The 18,433-nt window shown below is 41.7% G+C and carries 16 protein-coding genes; 8 read left to right on the top strand and 8 right to left on the bottom strand.

The window, feature by feature from the left end; genetic code table 11:
* Positions 1 to 57: 57 nt before the first annotated feature.
* The 5 genes from purH (at position 58) to J8Z25_RS13775 (ending at position 7,318) form a co-directional block, all read left to right on the top strand.
* Complete coding sequence (gene purH / locus J8Z25_RS13755) at positions 58 to 1,644, top strand: bifunctional phosphoribosylaminoimidazolecarboxamide formyltransferase/IMP cyclohydrolase (protein WP_130050611.1); 1,587 nt, start codon at positions 58 to 60, stop codon at positions 1,642 to 1,644.
* 102 nt (positions 1,645 to 1,746) lie between these two features.
* Positions 1,747 to 2,568, top strand: a complete 822-nt coding sequence (locus J8Z25_RS13760) for a class I SAM-dependent methyltransferase (RefSeq protein WP_130052247.1) — start codon at positions 1,747 to 1,749, stop codon at positions 2,566 to 2,568.
* A gap of 15 nt (positions 2,569 to 2,583) precedes the next feature.
* Positions 2,584 to 3,870 (top strand): phosphoribosylamine--glycine ligase, encoded by a 1,287-nt coding sequence (purD, locus tag J8Z25_RS13765; protein WP_130050610.1) that lies wholly within the window; start codon positions 2,584 to 2,586, stop codon positions 3,868 to 3,870.
* A gap of 93 nt (positions 3,871 to 3,963) precedes the next feature.
* Complete coding sequence (locus J8Z25_RS13770; protein ID WP_250661200.1) at positions 3,964 to 6,462, top strand: EAL domain-containing protein; 2,499 nt, start codon at positions 3,964 to 3,966, stop codon at positions 6,460 to 6,462.
* Between the two features lie 46 nt (positions 6,463 to 6,508).
* Positions 6,509 to 7,318: a DUF2797 domain-containing protein gene (locus J8Z25_RS13775; RefSeq protein ID WP_250661201.1), complete on the top strand. Its 810-nt coding sequence runs from the start codon at positions 6,509 to 6,511 to the stop codon at positions 7,316 to 7,318.
* Here the strand turns inward: J8Z25_RS13775 and J8Z25_RS13780 are convergent.
* The gene (locus J8Z25_RS13780) at positions 7,315 to 9,819 is read right to left on the bottom strand and encodes an EAL domain-containing protein (RefSeq protein ID WP_250661202.1); all 2,505 of its coding nucleotides are present in this window, start codon (positions 9,817 to 9,819) and stop codon (positions 7,315 to 7,317) included. The two genes, J8Z25_RS13775 and J8Z25_RS13780, sit on opposite strands and share 4 nt — an antisense overlap.
* Before the next feature lie 78 nt (positions 9,820 to 9,897).
* On the opposite strand from J8Z25_RS13780, the gene J8Z25_RS13785 reads away from it, so the two are divergent.
* Positions 9,898 to 10,191, top strand: a complete 294-nt coding sequence (locus J8Z25_RS13785) for a DUF4144 family protein (protein ID WP_250661203.1) — start codon at positions 9,898 to 9,900, stop codon at positions 10,189 to 10,191.
* Here J8Z25_RS13785 and J8Z25_RS13790 read toward each other — a convergent pair.
* From J8Z25_RS13790 to J8Z25_RS13815, 6 genes are all read right to left on the bottom strand, one after another.
* Positions 10,188 to 11,108, bottom strand: a complete 921-nt coding sequence (locus J8Z25_RS13790; RefSeq protein ID WP_167659186.1) for a histone deacetylase family protein — start codon at positions 11,106 to 11,108, stop codon at positions 10,188 to 10,190. The genes J8Z25_RS13785 and J8Z25_RS13790 overlap by 4 nt on opposite strands.
* A 68-nt stretch (positions 11,109 to 11,176) precedes the next feature.
* The gene (locus J8Z25_RS13795) at positions 11,177 to 12,724 is read right to left on the bottom strand and encodes a serine hydrolase (protein WP_167659185.1); all 1,548 of its coding nucleotides are present in this window, start codon (positions 12,722 to 12,724) and stop codon (positions 11,177 to 11,179) included.
* Positions 12,721 to 13,236, bottom strand: a complete 516-nt coding sequence (locus J8Z25_RS13800; protein WP_167659184.1) for a gamma-glutamylcyclotransferase family protein — start codon at positions 13,234 to 13,236, stop codon at positions 12,721 to 12,723. Before J8Z25_RS13800 ends, J8Z25_RS13795 begins: the two co-directional genes overlap by 4 nt.
* A 7-nt stretch (positions 13,237 to 13,243) precedes the next feature.
* Complete coding sequence (locus J8Z25_RS13805) at positions 13,244 to 13,864, bottom strand: LysE family translocator (protein ID WP_130050602.1); 621 nt, start codon at positions 13,862 to 13,864, stop codon at positions 13,244 to 13,246.
* A 6-nt stretch (positions 13,865 to 13,870) separates the two neighbouring features.
* Positions 13,871 to 14,653 (bottom strand): hypothetical protein, encoded by a 783-nt coding sequence (locus tag J8Z25_RS13810; RefSeq protein ID WP_239976835.1) that lies wholly within the window; start codon positions 14,651 to 14,653, stop codon positions 13,871 to 13,873.
* Between the two features lie 3 nt (positions 14,654 to 14,656).
* Positions 14,657 to 15,127: a CreA family protein gene (locus J8Z25_RS13815; protein ID WP_167659182.1), complete on the bottom strand. Its 471-nt coding sequence runs from the start codon at positions 15,125 to 15,127 to the stop codon at positions 14,657 to 14,659.
* A 103-nt stretch (positions 15,128 to 15,230) separates the two neighbouring features.
* Here J8Z25_RS13815 and J8Z25_RS13820 point away from each other — a divergent pair, with 103 nt between their 5' ends.
* Positions 15,231 to 15,818 carry an outer membrane beta-barrel protein gene (locus J8Z25_RS13820; RefSeq protein ID WP_167659181.1) on the top strand — a complete coding sequence of 196 codons (588 nt, stop codon included), beginning with the start codon at positions 15,231 to 15,233 and terminating at the stop codon, positions 15,816 to 15,818.
* A 10-nt stretch (positions 15,819 to 15,828) separates the two neighbouring features.
* Positions 15,829 to 16,158: a 5-carboxymethyl-2-hydroxymuconate Delta-isomerase gene (locus tag J8Z25_RS13825; RefSeq protein WP_130050598.1), complete on the top strand. Its 330-nt coding sequence runs from the start codon at positions 15,829 to 15,831 to the stop codon at positions 16,156 to 16,158.
* Between the two features lies 1 nt (position 16,159).
* On the opposite strand, the gene J8Z25_RS13830 is transcribed toward J8Z25_RS13825, so the two are convergent.
* A complete protein-coding gene (locus J8Z25_RS13830; RefSeq protein ID WP_250661204.1) occupies positions 16,160 to 18,289 on the bottom strand; it encodes a winged helix-turn-helix domain-containing protein in 2,130 nt (709 codons plus the stop codon).
* Positions 18,290 to 18,433 lie beyond the last annotated feature (144 nt).

The following is an 18,433-nucleotide window of genomic DNA, read 5'->3' on the forward strand; positions in this document are numbered from 1 at the left end:
TCAGTTAAAATACCGCCTTTCTAAGCTAGCTCAAACATTGAGGTAATCAAAACTACAATGGATACACATCGTCCAATTCGTCGCGCACTATTAAGTGTGTCAGATAAAACCGGTATCGTTGAATTTGCTCGCGCTCTTGAAGCACAAGGCGTGGATATTTTATCAACTGGCGGTACTTGCAAATTACTTGCTGATAACGGCATCAAAGTCACTGAAGTATCTGACCATACTGGTCACCCTGAGATCATGGATGGTCGCGTAAAAACACTTCATCCAAAAATTCACGGCGGCATCCTAGCGCGTCGCGGTCAAGATGAAGACGTAATGAACGAGAATAACATCTCTGCTATCGATATCGTTGTAGTTAACTTATACCCCTTCGCAAACACTGTTGCGAAAGAAGACTGCAGCCTAGAAGATGCAATTGAAAACATTGATATCGGTGGTCCAACTATGGTTCGCGCTGCGGCGAAAAACCATAAAGACGTGACTATTGTTGTAAATGCAAAAGATTACGACCGTGTAATCAGCGAAATGCAAAACAACAATGGTTCAACAACTTATAAAACGCGTTTTGATCTAGCTATTGCCGCTTATGAGCACACAGCTCAGTACGATGGCATGATTGCAAACTACTTCGGCAAAATGGTTCCTGACTATACAGAGGAAGCTGCTGAAGAGACTAAGTTCCCACGTACTATCAACATGCAGTTCACTAAGAAGCAAGATATGCGCTACGGTGAGAACTCACACCAAGACGCTGCTTTTTATGTTGAAAACGACTTAACTGAAGCATCTGTTGCAACTGCGGTTCAACTGCAAGGTAAAGCACTTTCTTATAACAATATTGCTGATACTGACGCAGCATTAGAGTGTGTAAAAGAATTCGACGTACCAGCGTGTGTTATCGTAAAACATGCGAACCCTTGTGGTGTGTCAATTGGTGACAACATTCTTGAAGCCTATGATCGCGCATTCAAAACTGACCCTACATCAGCATTTGGTGGCATCATCGCGTTCAACAAAGAACTTGATGCAGACACTGCTGAAGCGATTGTTTCTCGTCAATTCGTTGAAGTTATCATTGCACCTAAAGTATCTGAAGCAGCTGCACAAATCGTATCTGCTAAGCAAAACGTACGCTTATTAGAATGTGGTGAATGGTCTGGTAATGCAACGGGTCACGATATCAAGCGCGTTAATGGCGGTATTTTAGTTCAAGACCGTGATCTAGGCATGGTAACGCAAGGCGACCTTAAAGTTGTATCTAAGCGTCAACCAACTGAGCAAGAATTAAAAGATCTATTATTCTGCTGGAAAGTAGCTAAATTCGTTAAGTCTAACGCGATTGTATATGCTCGTGACGGTATGACTATCGGTGTAGGCGCAGGCCAAATGAGCCGTGTTTACTCAGCGAAAATTGCAGGTATCAAAGCAGCTGACGAAAACCTTGAAGTAAAAGGTTCTGTTATGGCATCTGATGCATTCTTCCCATTCCGTGACGGTATTGATGCAGCTGCAGAGGCTGGCATCACTGCTGTTATCCAACCAGGTGGTTCAATGCGCGATGAAGAAGTTATCGCTGCAGCTGACGAAGCTGGTATGGCAATGGTATTTACAGGTATGCGCCATTTCCGCCACTAATCACATAAAGGGTTAAGCAAATAGCTTAACCCTTTTTGTTTGCCACAAATTCACGTATTCTGATTAATAATAATAATTACCCATATAATGAAGGAACAGATGATGAAATTTGCCGTAAAATCGTTACTCGTTGCCAGCCTTGCGCTAACATCAGCACAGGCACTAAGCCACGCCCATGAATCAGCGCTTACAAATGCTGTGCAATCAAGCGAACGTGATGCTAAAAATAGCGCACGTGATAAATATCGCCATCCAGTTGAAACACTTGAGTTCTTTGGCTTTAAGCCAAACATGACAGTTGTTGAAATTGCTCCAGGCGGTGGATGGTATAGCGAAATCCTTGCACCAGCCGTAAAAGGTCATGGTGTTTACTACGCGGCACATTTCCCAGCAGATTCTGAAGTGGGTTATTACCAACGTTCATTAGCTGGTTTCAAGAAAAAGATGAGCGATGACGCGCGCTTCAGTGAAGTTAAACTGACTGAATTTGCGCCAGTGACACATCTTGATATTGCACCAGCGGATAGCGCTGATCTTGTCTTAACATTCAGAAATGTCCACAACTGGTACATGGGTAAAGATAAAGAAGGCGCGTTAAGTGCATTTAAAGCATTTTATAAAGCACTTAAACCAGGCGGCACTTTAGGTGTGGTTGAACACCGCCTACCTGAGTCTCGCAGCGATGAAGATCAGAAATCATCAGGTTATATGAAGCAAAGCTATGTAATTGAAATTGCAAAGCAAGCTGGCTTTGAACTAGTGGCAAGCAGTGACATTAATGCAAACCCTCTTGATACAGCTGATCACCCTAAAGGGGTATGGACACTACCACCACGTTTAGCACTTGACGAAAAAGACGCTGCTAAATATAAAGCGATTGGTGAAAGTGACCGTATGACGCTGAAGTTTAAAAAACCGCTATAAATAGGATTATACGCCATGAATGTACTTGTCATCGGCAGTGGCGGCCGCGAACACGCTCTTGCGTTTAAGGCTGCACAAAATACTAAAGTAAACACCGTTTTCGTCGCTCCTGGTAACGCAGGTACTGCACTTGAGCCAAAACTTGAAAACGTTGCTATTAATGTTGAAGACTTAGCAGGTTTAGTTACTTTTGCTAAAGAAAACAACGTTGAGTTAACCATTGTTGGCCCTGAAGTACCTCTTGTTTTAGGTGTGGTTGATACATTCCGTGAAAACGGTTTGGCTATCTTCGGCCCAACAGCAGGTGCTGCACAATTAGAAGGCTCTAAGTCGTTCACTAAAGACTTCTTAGCACGTCACGACATTCCAACAGCGGATTATCAAACATTTGAACAAATCGAACCTGCGCTTGCATACCTAAAAGAAAAAGGTGCGCCAATTGTTGTTAAAGCTGATGGCTTAGCAGCGGGTAAAGGCGTTATCGTTGCGATGACTGAACTTGAAGCTGAAGAAGCTATTCGCGATATGCTTGCAGGCAACAGCTTTGGTGAAGCTGGTAGCCGTGTGGTTATCGAAGAGTTCTTAGAAGGCGAAGAAGCATCTTTCATCGTGATGGTTGATGGCAAAAACGTGTTGCCATTTGCAACTAGCCAAGACCACAAACGTGCTTACAATGGTGACCAAGGTCCAAACACTGGCGGCATGGGTGCATACTCACCTGCACCAGTGGTTACAGATGAAATTCACCAGCGCATTATGAATGAAGTGATCAACCCGACAGTTGAAGGCATGGCAAAAGAAGGCCACCCTTACACTGGCTTCTTATACGCTGGTTTAATGATCACCGCTGATGGCACTCCAAAAGTGATTGAATACAACTGTCGTTTTGGCGATCCAGAAACACAACCTATGATGCTTCGTCTTAAGTCTGACCTTGTTGAGCTTATCGAAGCGGCTAACCGTGAAGAACTTGATAAAACCGATATCGAGTTCGATCCGCGCGCAGCTGTAGGTATTGTACTAGCAGCAAAAGGCTACCCAGATAGCTACCCGAAAGGTGACACTATCAACGGCTTACAAGTTACTTATCCTGAAGGTGAAAAAGTATTCCACGCAGGCACTAAGCAAGACGGCGAAAATGTTGTTACGGCTGGCGGTCGTGTGCTTTGTGCTACAGCGCTTGGCAACACAGTTACTGAAGCGCAACAACGTGCTTATAAACTAGTTGATGAAATCAGCTGGGAAGGCATGGAATATCGTACAGATATCGCTTACCGTGCAATTGCTCGCGAACAGAATTAAGGTCAAACCAGTCTAATTCTAATAAAGCGCAGTTTATCTGCGCTTTTTTAATGCTACACTAATAAGAATATTTACCTAGATAAAGAACTAATTTTGAATAATAAAGCACTGAAATATAACTTTGTTTCATTTCTTATTTTAACAATTTTGTTTTTTATCATTGCCACCCTAGCGGCTCATTTAGCCAGCCCTACCCGCTATACCATTGACAAAACGGCGCCTATTTACAGTAAAACGGCGTATCGAATCGACTACAGTAAATCACTAACTCTGGAGCAGTTTTTAGCAGAACCAGAAAAGCTAAAGCAACACCCTTTTAAAGATATTGAGTGGGATTTAGCCGAGCAAGATTATTGGCTAAAGCTTGATTTAGAAAACCGTCAAACAAAGCCAGTAGAGCTGTCTATTCACTTTGACAACCCAATGGTTGATTACCTCACTGTCTATCATGTTGATGATAAGGGGCTGCTTATAGATACAACCGAGCTAGGAGATAAAGTAGCTGGGCTCAGTTTGTTCCAATACAGCACACCGCACAGCATTTTAACAATGCAGGGCAACGAGCAAACAACCCTCATTATTAAGATAGATACTGTTGGTATTAGTAAGACACCTATCAATATTTATGGTGAAAAAGAGTTCCAAGATTTACTTCGTTCACAGTCGGGTATTTGGGGGATCTTTATTGGCGTGCTGATAATGGCAGCCCTCTATAACTTGGTATTATTTTTAGGGATTCGTGACCGTGTCTACCTTATTTACATAGGTTATATAATCTCAGCATTGCTACTTATGGGCTCAGTGCTTGGTTTTGGTTTTTATCTATGGCCTTTGTCATGGCAAATGTTTTTTAATGAGCAAGTGGTCTTCAGTAACTATGCAATAGCCTTTTTCACTGTAGCATTTTGCACTATGTTCTTACGCTACCATAAAGACAATTGCCGCCTTTATAAACTCAGTATTAGTTTTTTAGCCCTGCTCTTCAGTCTCAGCCTGATCAGTTTTTTCATGCTGGAATATCATTCTTCAAAAATCTTTTTTGCCATCATGGTACCGCTTTATATTTTATGTATTTGCATGATATACAAAAAGTTAGTGAGTGGCTTTAGATGGGCAAAGTTTTATGTAATGTCTTGGGTGCCACTGATAGTAGGCGCTGCAATTCAACCTTTAGAGCTTACTGGATTTATTCAGTATAGCTTTGCAGTTAGACATATTTTTTTAGTCGCTATTCTGTGTGAAATTGTGCTCATGGCAATGGCGCTGGCTGATCGAGTCCGGTATCAACGTGAAAAAGCGCTGTATCATGCAACTCATACTCAACAAACAGAGTTACTCAATCAAGCTATGCTCAAACAAGCCTATATGGCGATCACTTCAGAGCACAGGCTCGCTAATCTTTGTTTAGTGAAAATAGAGCAATTTAATGCCCTAATGAGCATCCTTAAGCCAAGTCAGAGTAGCCAAATAATTATCACAGTTGCTCAATCCCTAGAGCATCAAATCAATAAAAAGAGACAATTTATTAATTTAGAGTCGGCTTTAGATAATAGCCCAAAAGTAGCTGATTTAGGGAATGGTATACTCGCCTTTATTTCTACCAAAATTCAATCTCAAGTAGAGCTTTATCAAGAGCTTAACAACCTTTGTAAACAGCTCCCTAAACAATATAAAGTGGCAGGCTTAGACCTACAGCTTTACTATCGCTTTAGCATTACCGAGCCGGTTAGTGATGATGGCTTTGATATTTGGCTGCAGCGTGGCTACTTGGGTTTATCACAAAAACAACAAAATATTGACTTTAACGCACCACATATTGATATGGATGTCAGCCTTGCTGCAGAATTACAGCAAGCAATACGAAGCAATACCTTAGCCATTTACTTACAGCCAATTATCAATTTACACAGCGGCGCTATCTGTGGTGCTGAGGCGCTATTACGCTGGCCTACAGCTGGTAAGTATCTCGATATTGAGCAACTGATTTTATTGGCTGAACGAACAGGTTTAATCAATGAACTAAGCTTATGGGTAATTGATCAGGCTTGCCTTGCTGCTGCACAGCTTAATCGACAAGGTTACCGCGAGCATACTATTAGCGTTAATTTAAGTGCGAAAAATCTCGCTATCCCTAAACTCGTCGAAAAAGTCGAAAACACTATCTTAAAACATGGTATTACCGCGGATCAGTTAAAGTTTGAATTAACCGAGTTTGCGCTTATTAAAAACCATGATGAAATGGTCAGCTTTATCAGCGAGCTCAATAAACTCGGGAGTAAGGTAGTACTCGATGACTTTGGTACTGGCTACTCTTCGTTGAACTACTTGGTGAATTATTCATTTAGCACTATAAAAGTAGATAAGTGCTTTATTCTGGATTTAGTGGATAACACAACTAATCAAGTGGTTGTAAAAACCGCCATTGATATGGCCCATAACCTTGATATGAATATCACCATCGAAGGTGTTGAAAACCAAGCTACAGAGAAAATGCTGATCAAAATGGGGGCTGATCAAGGCCAAGGCTATTATTACAGCAAAGCACTGCCGATTAATGAGTATCTAAGCTTTATTGCCTCACAATTTAAATAGGGCGTGTTACACTGCTCTTTTTAACATCTTTAGGGGCCATGTAAAGATGCAAGGTACGATCAGAAAATTAAAGTCGACACTTACCTCTCCTGTCGAATATCAATTACCTATTGGTAATGAGCTAGTTTCGTTAAATGACTATATTGGTAAACCGCTAACACTCACTTTTACTGGCAATATTTTTTGCTGTAACTGCGGTAAAAAAACCAAGAAAAGCTACTCTCAAGGCCACTGTTTCGTGTGTATGCGCAAACTGGCTAGCTGTGACATGTGTATCATGAAGCCTGAAACGTGCCACTTTGATAAAGGTACCTGTCGTGAGCCGCAGTGGGGTGAAGAAAACTGCATGATCCCGCATTACGTGTATTTAGCAAACACCTCAGGCCTAAAAGTAGGTATTACCCGCCATACTCAAATTCCTACACGCTGGATTGACCAAGGTGCGACGCAAGCTTTACCTATCTTCAAAGTACAAACCCGCCTTCAATCTGGTTTAGTTGAGGTTGCCTTAGCCAAGTTTATTGCTGATAAAACCAATTGGCGAAACATGCTAAAAGGCCAATCTGAAGCAATTGATTTAAAAGCCGCTGCCAGTGAGCTGATCCCACAAATTGATGCTAAGCTGAGTGAACTTGCTGAACTGTTTGGCTCAACGGCAATTGAAAAGCTCGATGAAGATGTGGTTGAGCTAGACTACCCTGTGAGTGAATACCCAAGCAAAATCAGCTCTTTCAATTTTGATAAAGCACCAGAAGTATCGGGGATTTTAAAAGGCATTAAAGGCCAGTACCTAATTTTTGATACTGGCGTAATTAATATTCGTAAGTTTACTTCTTATGAGATAAGCCTTAATTAATCGCTTTTTTCTGTATTAAGGTAAAAGTCATACCATTGCTGTTTCGCTACGGGACGGCAAAAATAATAGCCTTGAATGATATCGCAGTTAAGTGAACGTAAGTAATTTAACTGCTCTACCTTCTCAACCCCTTCGGCGACAACATAAATACTTAAACTTTTCGCAAGACTAATAATCGCCGTTACTATTTCACTATTACCATATTCATCAGGTACTTTTGCTATAAAGCTGGCATCTATTTTTAACGTATCAATAGGCAGTTTTGTTAAATAACTTAAAGCCGAATACCCCGTACCAAAGTCATCCAAAGTAATATGCACACCTAGTTTTTTCAGCGCCAACAACTCTTGCTTGGCCTCACTAAAGTGGCTTATAAAACAGCTTTCCGTCAGCTCAACTTCAAGCTTGTGTGGGTCAACATCATAACGCTCAAGTAAACGCTCAACATTCGATGCTAATTGCCCCTGACGTAAGTGATTCGCCGATATATTAATTGCTAAGCGCCCTGCTTCAATCCCTTGTTGCTGCCACTTTTCTAACTCTTTACAAGCCTGCTCGATTACCCATAAATCGAGTTTTACAATTAGACCAAGCTCTTCAGCAAGGGGGATAAATTTAGCCGGTGAGATCACGCCAAGATTCGGCTCATGCCAACGCAAAAGCGCTTCAACACCTAAAATTTTACCCGAGTTTAACTCTTGCTTCGGTTGGAAATAAAGCTCAAATTCGTCACATTCAATGGCATTTTGCAAACGGCTCATCATTGCCAGACGTTCTAAAGAGCGCGCATTCATAGCTGGTTTAAATAATTGAAATGAATTACGACCGACTTCTTTGGCGCGGTACATAGCAATATCAGCATGCTTAAGTAATGTGGCGCTATCTACGCCATCATCTGGATAAACTGCTGCGCCAATAGAGGCTGTAATTGCAACTACATGCTCGTTAATAGCAAGCGGCATGCTCACTTGCTGTAATACTTGTTCTGCAAAGTTTAATAACGTTTCAACACGATTTACTTCGCATAGTAAAACAAATTCATCACCACCTAAGCGTGCTAGGGTATCCCCTTCAGGTAAGATTGATAAAATTCGTTCAGCAACTTGTTCAAGCAAATTATCACCTGCGTCATGTCCTAAGCTGTCGTTGACCTCTTTAAAGCGATCTAAGTCGATAAACATTACAGCTAAAAGATCATGGTTACGCTTGGCGGTGCTTAGTGCAATGGAGAGCCTGTCATGAAATAAGCGCCGATTTGGCAGGCCGGTCAATTCATCGTAATAGGCAAGCTGGGCAATTTTTTCTTCAGCACGTTTACGCTCAGTAATATCGCTAAAAATAGCTGCATACAGCACCTCATCAAAGTTAGGGTCTTTAATTTGAATGATGGTTAGCCACTCAACAAACTCTTCGCCGCCTTTCTTACAATTACAGATCTCCCCTTGCCACACTCCTTCATATTCAATGGCATGCCACATTTTTTGATAAAAAGAACGACTATGTTTTGTTGAGCTTAGAATATTTGGCCGCTTACCTATTACTTCATGTTCAGCAAAACCTGTCAGCTCAGTAAAAGCTGGGTTAACTTGAATAATGGTGCCGTCTTTGCGAGTTAACATGATGCCATCAAGTGAGGCATCAATAATTTTATTTGCAAGAAATAGGTTACGTTGTGACTTTTGCAAAGCAAGATCACGCTGCTCAATAGCACGCTCAAGCTCGCAACAATAAGCCGATTCAATCTCTGTGATCAAATCAGCAAATGAAATCACCCCACAGATCTCATCATCTTTGACCACCAAATGGCGAACATTATGCTCTGTCATAGTGCGATAAGCATCAAATAAACTACTTTCACAACCAATTTCAATTAACGGATAACTGGCATACTGCCAACAGGGATTTAGCCACTCAGTTTGGATTATCAATTCAACAATGTCGCGCTGAGTAATAATACCGTGTACTTCAAGCTCTCGGTTATAAACCAGCACACTATCAAGCCTGCCAGTTCGCATCAGCTGCACAACCTCTTCAATCGGTGTCTGCGCATCAACGACCTCAAGGTCGGTGCGGTATTGCTCATGAATAGGCCTAAACTGTAGGTAGTGGTCCAGACCTTGGTTATGAACGATATCAGAAAGGTTCAGCATACCAGCAGGTTGGTTCTCACTATCCATTACTAATAAATGGCGAATACCATGTTGTTGAAAACGCAGCGTTGCATCACTGACTGAACATTGGTTAGGCACCGTAATAACAGGTGCTGACATCACCTCATGAATGGCAAGATTCTTGTAGGCTGGGCTGCTGATATCAATTTTCAAACAATCGGCTTCAGTCCAAATCCCAACCACGCACTGTTCATGTTGGATAAAAATAGCCGTTACATTGTGAACATGCATCAACCTTACCGCATCGACCAAAGGCGTATGCGCAGGACATGATACCAATTTATGCGAAAAGACATCACTGACCTTTTGATGTCGTCTTGGTTGATTCATAAGTCGACTTTCCTAGTTCTTGCATGAATTGACAATTATAATCATTTCAATATTGGCAACTTTGACACAGGACAATAAATGCACTCATCATTTCCTAAGATTATTTTTTCAGCTAATGAATTAGCATTAGTAGAAGATGAAGCCGATATTGAAAGCTATGTTTATGGTTTGAGTGAGGAGCAGCAACTCGCAGTTATTATGCTTTTAGCTACAGGGCAGTATGTTAATTTGCAGGGTGAGAGCGTTAAAGCCTTAACTGACGCTGAGCTTGCGACTAAAGTGACTGAGCATCTAGCACAAGAAGGAGTGTGCTGTTTAAGTAAGGTTTCTCGGCTTACACCATCGCAAGCCTTTGCTATGCTGGCAGATTAAGGTGCATCCACCAGCGCTTTAATATGCGCCACAGCACTTCGACCAAGGGCTGATAAGGCATAACCTCCTTCGAGGTAAGAGACAATCCCTTTACAATCTTGCTGTTGGCAAAACTCAGCTAGTTGTGTAGTGAGCCATGCGTAATCATCTTCAACAAACTTCAGGCTTGCCATGTCATCTTCAAGGTGAGCATCAAACCCAGCACTAATAAACAATAGTTCAGGCTTAAATTCATTGAGTTTTGGCAGCCATTGCTCAAGGTACACAGCTTTCAAGTCATTACCATCACTGGCAATTGGCAGCGGTGAGTTCACTAAAGTCGCGTTATTTTCAACCGCAGTATTAGGATAAAATGGGTGTTGAAACAAAGAGCAAAACAACACATTATCATCTTCTAAAAAGATATCTTGAGTTCCGTTTCCATGGTGAACATCGAAGTCTAGAATAGCGATGCGTTTTACACCTTTGCTTTGCGCATATTTCACGGCAATGGCTAGATTATTAAAAACGCAAAACCCTGCAGAGGAGCTGCGGTTTGCATGATGGCCCGGCGGTCTAACCGAGCAAAAAGCTGCATCTAGCTTATCAGCAAGGATCTCATCAACGGCTAATAACCCGGCGCCAACGGCGCGCTCAATCGCTTTCATTGAGTCTGGACACAGCCAGGTATCGCCGTCTAATTCAGCAAGCCCGTCATTAGGAATTGTTTGTTCTACATGGCTGACCAAAGACTCATCATGAGCACGTAAAAAATCGTCGCGGCTAGCTTTTGGAGCTTGTAAATGAGTAATTGCAATATCAACACCGCTTGCTAGCAAACGGTCGGTGATCACATCTAAACGCGCGGGACATTCTGGGTGATCCTCAATCATTTTATGTTTACGACAAAATGGATGTGAGATAACTGCCGTTCTCATAATACGCTCCTTGGATTATTTTCCCCCAGTATAACAAAGCCACCGAATGGTGGCTTTGCGACTTTGGTTTACTTTTTAGCGCGTAAATCTAAATTTCTAAAGTCAAAACTAAAGTCAGTGACCGCCGTTGATACAGCGCGCATTTTCGCACCACTCACTCTGTTTTCTGGGCTCATTTGAAACTCTATGTAAGCATCCGCTTCAAGTAACTTTTCATCCCACTTAACAATAAAGGTATTGCCAGTGTAATGCTCTAGTTGACCTTTTAAGCGCTTTGTATGAGTAAAATCAATACGTAGCTGACCATTTAACTCTTCGATGACCACATCACCATACCAGTTATCATGCAGTGTACCTGTGTAGTTGATGTTTGGTAGTTTCGGTTGATAATCGGCCGGTGTTTCTGGTTTTGCATTTGCGTAAGCTTCTTTTTTACCTTCAAAATGCTTTTTCGCAAGATCTTCAACCCAGTCTTTATCTTCAAGATCTAATGCATCTTCTAACACTTCATAAGTTACTGCTGATAACGCACTAAATGCTTGCTGGTTACTAAGAATCACAATACCGAGGTTTTTCTCTGGTAATAATGTCACTTGAGACACCATACCTAAGATACCACCACCATGGCCTAACTTTTTAATGCCATGGAAGTCTTCAATACTCCAGCCTAAACCGTAGCCTCTAAATTGCTGATGGTAAGCTTCATAAGCTCTTTTTGAGGCCATTGACGTAATATGTGGATGCCACATTTGTTGCTGCTGCTTTTCAGTGAATAACTGATCGCCATTTGGCATTTTGCCATGTGCAAGCTGCGTGCGTAGCCATTGGCTCATATCACTCACGCTTGATGCAATCGCACCTGCACCACGGAAGTCTTCAAGGTAGTTAACAAAAAATGGATGTAGTTGCCCATCCATTGGGATATGACCCGTAGCCCAGTTTTTATTACTGCTAGGGATACGTGAAAAACCAGCTCGCGAGTTTTTCATATCGAGAGGCTCAAGAATATTTTTCTCAATATAATCATTCCAGCTCATGCCAGAGACACGCGCAACCACCTCACCTGCTGTCACAAACATTAGGTTGTTATACGCGTATTTACTGCGAAAACTACTTGCCGGTTTCAAATATTTTAGGCCTGCGATGATCTCATCAATCGATTTGTCGGTATCTGGCCAAATCATTAAATCACCTTGCCCTAAACCCAAACCGCTACGGTGGCTTAATAAATCGCGAATGGTCATTTCACGCGTAACATAAGGGTCATACAAGCGAAATTCAGGTAGATGATCAATGACTTTGTCATCCCAGCTTAGCTTGCCTTCATCAATCAATTTAGCTAACGCTGCTGCGGTAAATGCTTTGGTGTTTGAGGCAATACCGAATAATGTGTCTTTATTTACTTTTTTACCGGTATCAAGGTGAGATACACCAAAACCTTTTGCTAACACGACTTTATCATTTTCAACAATCGCCACAGCCATACCCGGTACATCAAAACGTGCCATCGACGTTTCGATCACTTTTTCGATTTTCTTAGTATCAATATCAGCATAGCTGTAAAACGAACAGCTTGATAACAATGCCGCTGCAACGGCTAATTTACGGAGTTTCATAATATCCCTTGGTGATTTTTATTGTTGTGAATAGCGAACTCTTTCGCTGCTCGGGTTTTATCTGGATCATCGCAACTTTGTCTTGCGAGTATTGCTTCACTGTAATGATTTGGTACACCTGCTTCAAGCGCTCCGCGATGAACATGCTGAAGATACCAGTCGAATGGAAGTAAAGACTCATCAAGGGTGTTAGCAATATAACAATGCGCAGCGAGTTGCTCGCCATCAATTAGCTCAACGGTGATATCTACACAGTCATAACGTGGCCCTTCGATATCATCAAGAATCGACTTTTCCGCTTCGTTAAGCTGATAAACAACGCCATATACCAAGGTATCTGCTTGCGCTGTTTTACGCACGCTGCATTTTGCAGAACCATCGGTACTCACCATATCAAAAGTCAGCTCATAACCCTTTAAAATGGCTGTGCCCACCCGTTTTGCTCCAGGTAGCCTTGCCAGCAATCGACTCGATGACATATTTGAACCAAATGAAAAGTTATACAGCGCCATACTCACCTCACACAACAACGCGAATAGCTAAGGCAATTAAGATCACCCCAATGCCTCTATCAAACCAATATCCGCTTTTTAAGAAAAATGCTCTCACCGATGTTTTTGATAACACCAATGATAAAAATGAAAACCACAACCAAGTTGCCATTGCCATATATACACCATATCCAGCTTGCACTAAAACGGGTGTTTCAGGACTAATCACAAGAGTAAACAGCGACATAAAAAACAGCGTTGCTTTGGGATTAAGGGCATTAGTAAAAAAGCCGCGTCGAAATGCTTTATACACAGATTCAGGCTCAGCAGGTGCAAGAGTTTGCTGCTTACTATCGTTGGGTTTTGCACTGCGTAAGGCTTGTACACCTAAGTAAGCCAGATAGGCCCCTGCAACGTATTTTAAAGCCATAAATAAGCTTGGTGACTGCGATAATATTAACGCCACACCTAATACACAATAAGCAATATGTAACAGAATAGCCGCACCCACACCGGCACTTGTCCAGAGCGCATTTTTACGACCTTGTTGAATACTTTGTTTTAGTACGATCGCAAAGTCAGGGCCTGGACTTGCCACTGCAAAAAAATGAGCAATAGCAATCAATAAAAACTCATCTAAATACTGCACGAAAAATTATCCTACGGCTTGTTCATCTAGAGCCAACAGCAAAGGATTTGCACTATTACTAATCAAAGCGTTAATTTGCTTTTGCGCTTTTTTATATTGGCTGCGTAAATGGGGCTTTAAAAACTTTTTCGACTGACTGTCCCCTTTAAAGTGCGTAACCAGCGCATGCATAAACAGGGTCTGTGGTTCAGTCAGCGCCGCTTGGCGATTGGCATAGGGGTTATAACCGCAGCCACAGCCACCTTTAAATTGATATACCGTATTGCTCATCATTACCCCAAAACCTAAATAGCATGCTAACGCATCACTTGCTTGTGGTAAGTACTCTTTACCGCCAGGAGGTAATACACCCACATGGTGAATCAAAATAGTGGCTAAGGTTCCTGCAAAACTTGCGACTAAATCTTGTGGTTGATTTATTTGGTTTGGGTTAAACGAGATATTCACCGGGTGATTTGCCGGTACGATTAAACTTGCCTCGCTACCGCGTAAATTGTCTTGGAATTCAAAGTGCGGAAACACCTGTGGAGTCAGCCCTGATGGCGCAACTAAGTTAATTGGCCACGCCTTCATACCCGCATAATCAACAACTCGACTAAATACCTTTTCAGCCATTTCACTGACGCTCGACACCCTATCTGGAAAAAATTGTCCGTTGGGTAAAATAACTTGGGTATGCTTTAAAAAATAATCACTATCAAAATGCTCAACCGCCCATAAAAAGGTATCAATTAACCATTGCTGCTCTTGCTCATCAATTAACGGGGCTGATTTAAATAACGCTAACATAAATTACTCTTGTGTTTGTGCCCATTGCCATGCATCCGTGTTGTAAAGGGGCACGGTAGATAAAGCGTGATGATGGCTGCCACTTGACTCTTTGGTTGAATAAGACAAATACAAAAGAGTGCGTGTAGGTGCATCATAAATTCGACGCACTTTTAACGATTTAAACAAAATACTTTTCGATGACTTAAATACCACTTCACCCGATTTACTGCGGTCAATTTGCTTTAATTGTTCAGCCGTAATCGGCCCTGTTTGACGACAGGCAATAGACATATCTGAAGGATCAGCAAAATCAAGATTCGCTTCAATATGACTAATGTGGCAAGTAACACCGCTGATCAGCGGATCTTGTTGTGATACCACTTTAATATCTTTGGTAGTGAATAACCCTAAACTTACCGAAGCAGCATCATCCGAGCAACCGCTCAACAAAACTAGTGGCGCAGTCAAAGCAGCTAATTTTAGTAACTTCATCCTAGTGTTCCTTATTAAAAAGCGATAGTTGTCCGTTTACAACGATTTGCTTGCTATGTTTCAATACTATCTCAAAATATCTTCAACAACGAGCATCTAAACAATGAAAAAATCGTTTGGTTTACTGTGTTTCATGTTCTTAAGTAGTACAGCTCATGCTGGCTACTCTATTAGCGCTGGTTTTGGCAAAAACTTTACTAACTCGGTGCAAACCGAAGAAAACCTTAAAATTGAGCTTGAGGATGACAGCCATTTTACTGTCAGTCTTGATAGAACCATTGATAATGCTCGTTACGGGTTCTTTTATTCAGCAACCGAACTTGATATGAAAGACCAAACCAACAAGCAAGTCGAGATGCAATATCTGCTATTTCAAAGTGCCGTAGAAGTGCCATTGGCTGACCGTGTGGTTGGTTTTGTTGGCGCCCAAATTGGCGCAAACTACGTCAGCACTGACTTTGCCGATTCTGATACATTTTTTACCTCGGGCCTTTATGCTGGCGCTGATTATTTATTTACTGAACAAGCTCGGGTTTATGTTGAAACTCGCTGGCTGGCAACTATTGTAAATAATGCAAGCAATGTATCGTGCACATTGCCAACATCAGAAGACAATCAATGTCTATGGCACTTTGATGGTGATGTGTTAAACCAATTTCAGACAAACATCGGTTTTAGTTACCGCTTTTAAGGAAAACCCTATGCCGCACATTGTTATAGAACACTCAGAAGACTTGCCAATTCTGCCACAAGTGTTAGTTGAAAAAGTTCACCAAGCCGTTTTTGACTCTGGCTTATTTGAGCTTTCGACCATAAAGACTCGTGCAATTGCTTATCAGCATTACGAATTAGGTGAAGGCAAAGATGGCTTTATTCACATCGGCGCATCAATCATGGCAGGCAGAACCATAGAGCAAAAGCAAATGCTCAGTGAGCAATTGCTAAGTTGCTTAAAAACATACTGCCGCCGCTCGTATAGTTTAAGCGTTAATATTTACGATATGGATGCTGATATCTATCGTAAGTGTTAACTCACTTAGGTAAATAGGCTGCAGGTAAGCGCTTGATTTCTGTCTCTGGCGATAGGTATGCGGTGTAAACCAACCAACGCTCATTGGGTATGTAGGTCAGACCCGATGAGCGGCTATAAGCTCGCTCAGGTAAAGCAATTAAATCATGGTGCTGCTTACTCGCTAAGTCATAGTAGCTTATGCGGTAATCACCTAAGCGCTCTTTATAATAATAAATACGCCCATCATGGTAAGCGTTTTTTGCCACCAGCAACCATGCATAATTGCGCGCCAATTTAATATCATTCACAAGCATTTCTTCAACACCCGTCTTATGGTGTTTAATCCAAATAGCATGGCGTGAATTAGTAAATAAAATATCACCCGCTTGTGTTTCAACGCCGAACTGCGCTGGTACATCAACGGCTTTACCTAGGCTTCTTCCTGTTAAGTCATAACGGTATAGGTAGTCGCCATCAGACACCAAAATCCCCTGACTGTCAGCACTAAACTTAGGTTTAACAGCATGACTAAATGGCAGCTTGATTTGTTGGCTTTGCTCTACTTTGAAATCATAAAAATACAAGCGGGTGCTGCCATTATCGTACAATGAAAACAAAATATAGCGTCCATCGGCTGACCAAGTTGGATCACGAATTTCCCCAGTATTATGTGCAAAGTCAGTAAGCTGCTTTCGCGAGCTGCTATCGGGGTTTACAATCCAAAGCTGCGAACTGCCCGATTCATTCGACACATACAGCAGTTTATCTTGCTGCTGATTATATTCAGGAAATAGCGAACTAAAGTTGGTCGACAGCATAGAAAACGGTGAGCTGGCTACTTGCTCGTCTATTTTCAAACGCGTGATCACTTTATCTAAATCCCATTGATGATAATAAACACTGCCATCGCTACTGTAATTAGGCGAGCTCATACCAGCGATTTGCGTGTTAATTAGGGTTTGATCATTAATATCGTAAAAATAGCCATAACGTTTGCCGCCTTCAACTGCGCTAAACGCCAATTGCTCTTTAGATGGATGCCAATCCACACCATGAATATCAACAAAGTCATGAGTTAAGCGTTGGCTTTGCCCTGTCTTTACATCAATTAAAAACAGCGCTTTTTGGTTGTTTTTAACAGTACGAGTAACCACAACTCGCTGAGCACTTGGCGAAAACGATACCGACTCATACACAGTTTCGCAGTCATTATTGCAAGGAATAACCGTTTCACTTGTTTGTTTTGCCTGTAAATCGAGCAGCTTAATACGAGTTACATAATCACCTGACTTACTGGTGTGATCAGCAATGTAAGCCAAGGTTTTACCATCACTACTGATATCAAGATCTGGGGCATATTTATTACTGCACTCCCCTAATACAACACTGGTAGCATTAACCAAAGACAGCTTTACAATTTCACAGACATCTGACGCCATTCGGTAATAGTACAACGTGTTTGCATCTGGGCTAAACACAGAGCGGCCTTCAGTATAGGGTGAGTCTGTTAATTGCTTAGCAGGATGCTCAGGAAAATGTAAATCGCGTAAATATAGGTTATTTGGTTTACCAAGCTGACGCCACGAATACACTAAATAATGCTGATCATCTGAAATTGAAGGGTAAATCTCACGACCAGGGCTTGCCGTAACACTTTCGATGCTATTGAGCGGTAGCACAAAGCTTGAATTTGTTTGTTCTGAAGGCGAAGAAAACAGCCAATACATCACTGCTAGGCTAATTACACATAAAGCTACGAACAGCTGGCGAATCTGCGCAGCAGTGATACTTAAGGGACCAGGTTTATCTTTATCAGCTGTATCTATTGGCTGAGGCTTTAACAAAACGCGATAGCCAGTTTTTCGTAATGTCTCTATGTAAGTTTGTTCTGGGTCGAGCTCTTTAAATGCTTTTCGTAAATGCCAAATAGCATTCGTTAAGGCTTTTTCACCGACATAAAAATTGCCTTCCCATACATGATTGATGAGCTCTTCACGCGTGATTGGTTCGGGGTAACGCGCCACTAAGCAGGCTAACAACTCAATAAACTTAGGCTGCAAAAGTTGTTCACTACCATTGCAGATCAGTTTATTTTCGAGTGGGTTAACAATACATGAGCCCAGCAGATAAACGCGATTAGATGTTTCCATTTACTCTAAATAAAACCCCATTTTAGAAGTACAGCAGTATAAAGCCCTATCAATTTATCGTAAAAGTGGTTCTTTCACCAGCTTTAACGTTGCAAAACAGTTAACAATGACCACTTCTTAAGCCACTGATTTTAAATAAATAGA

The sequence above is a fragment of the Pseudoalteromonas sp. SCSIO 43101 genome (assembly GCF_023650775.1).
GTDB lineage: Bacteria > Pseudomonadota > Gammaproteobacteria > Enterobacterales > Alteromonadaceae > Pseudoalteromonas > Pseudoalteromonas apostichopi.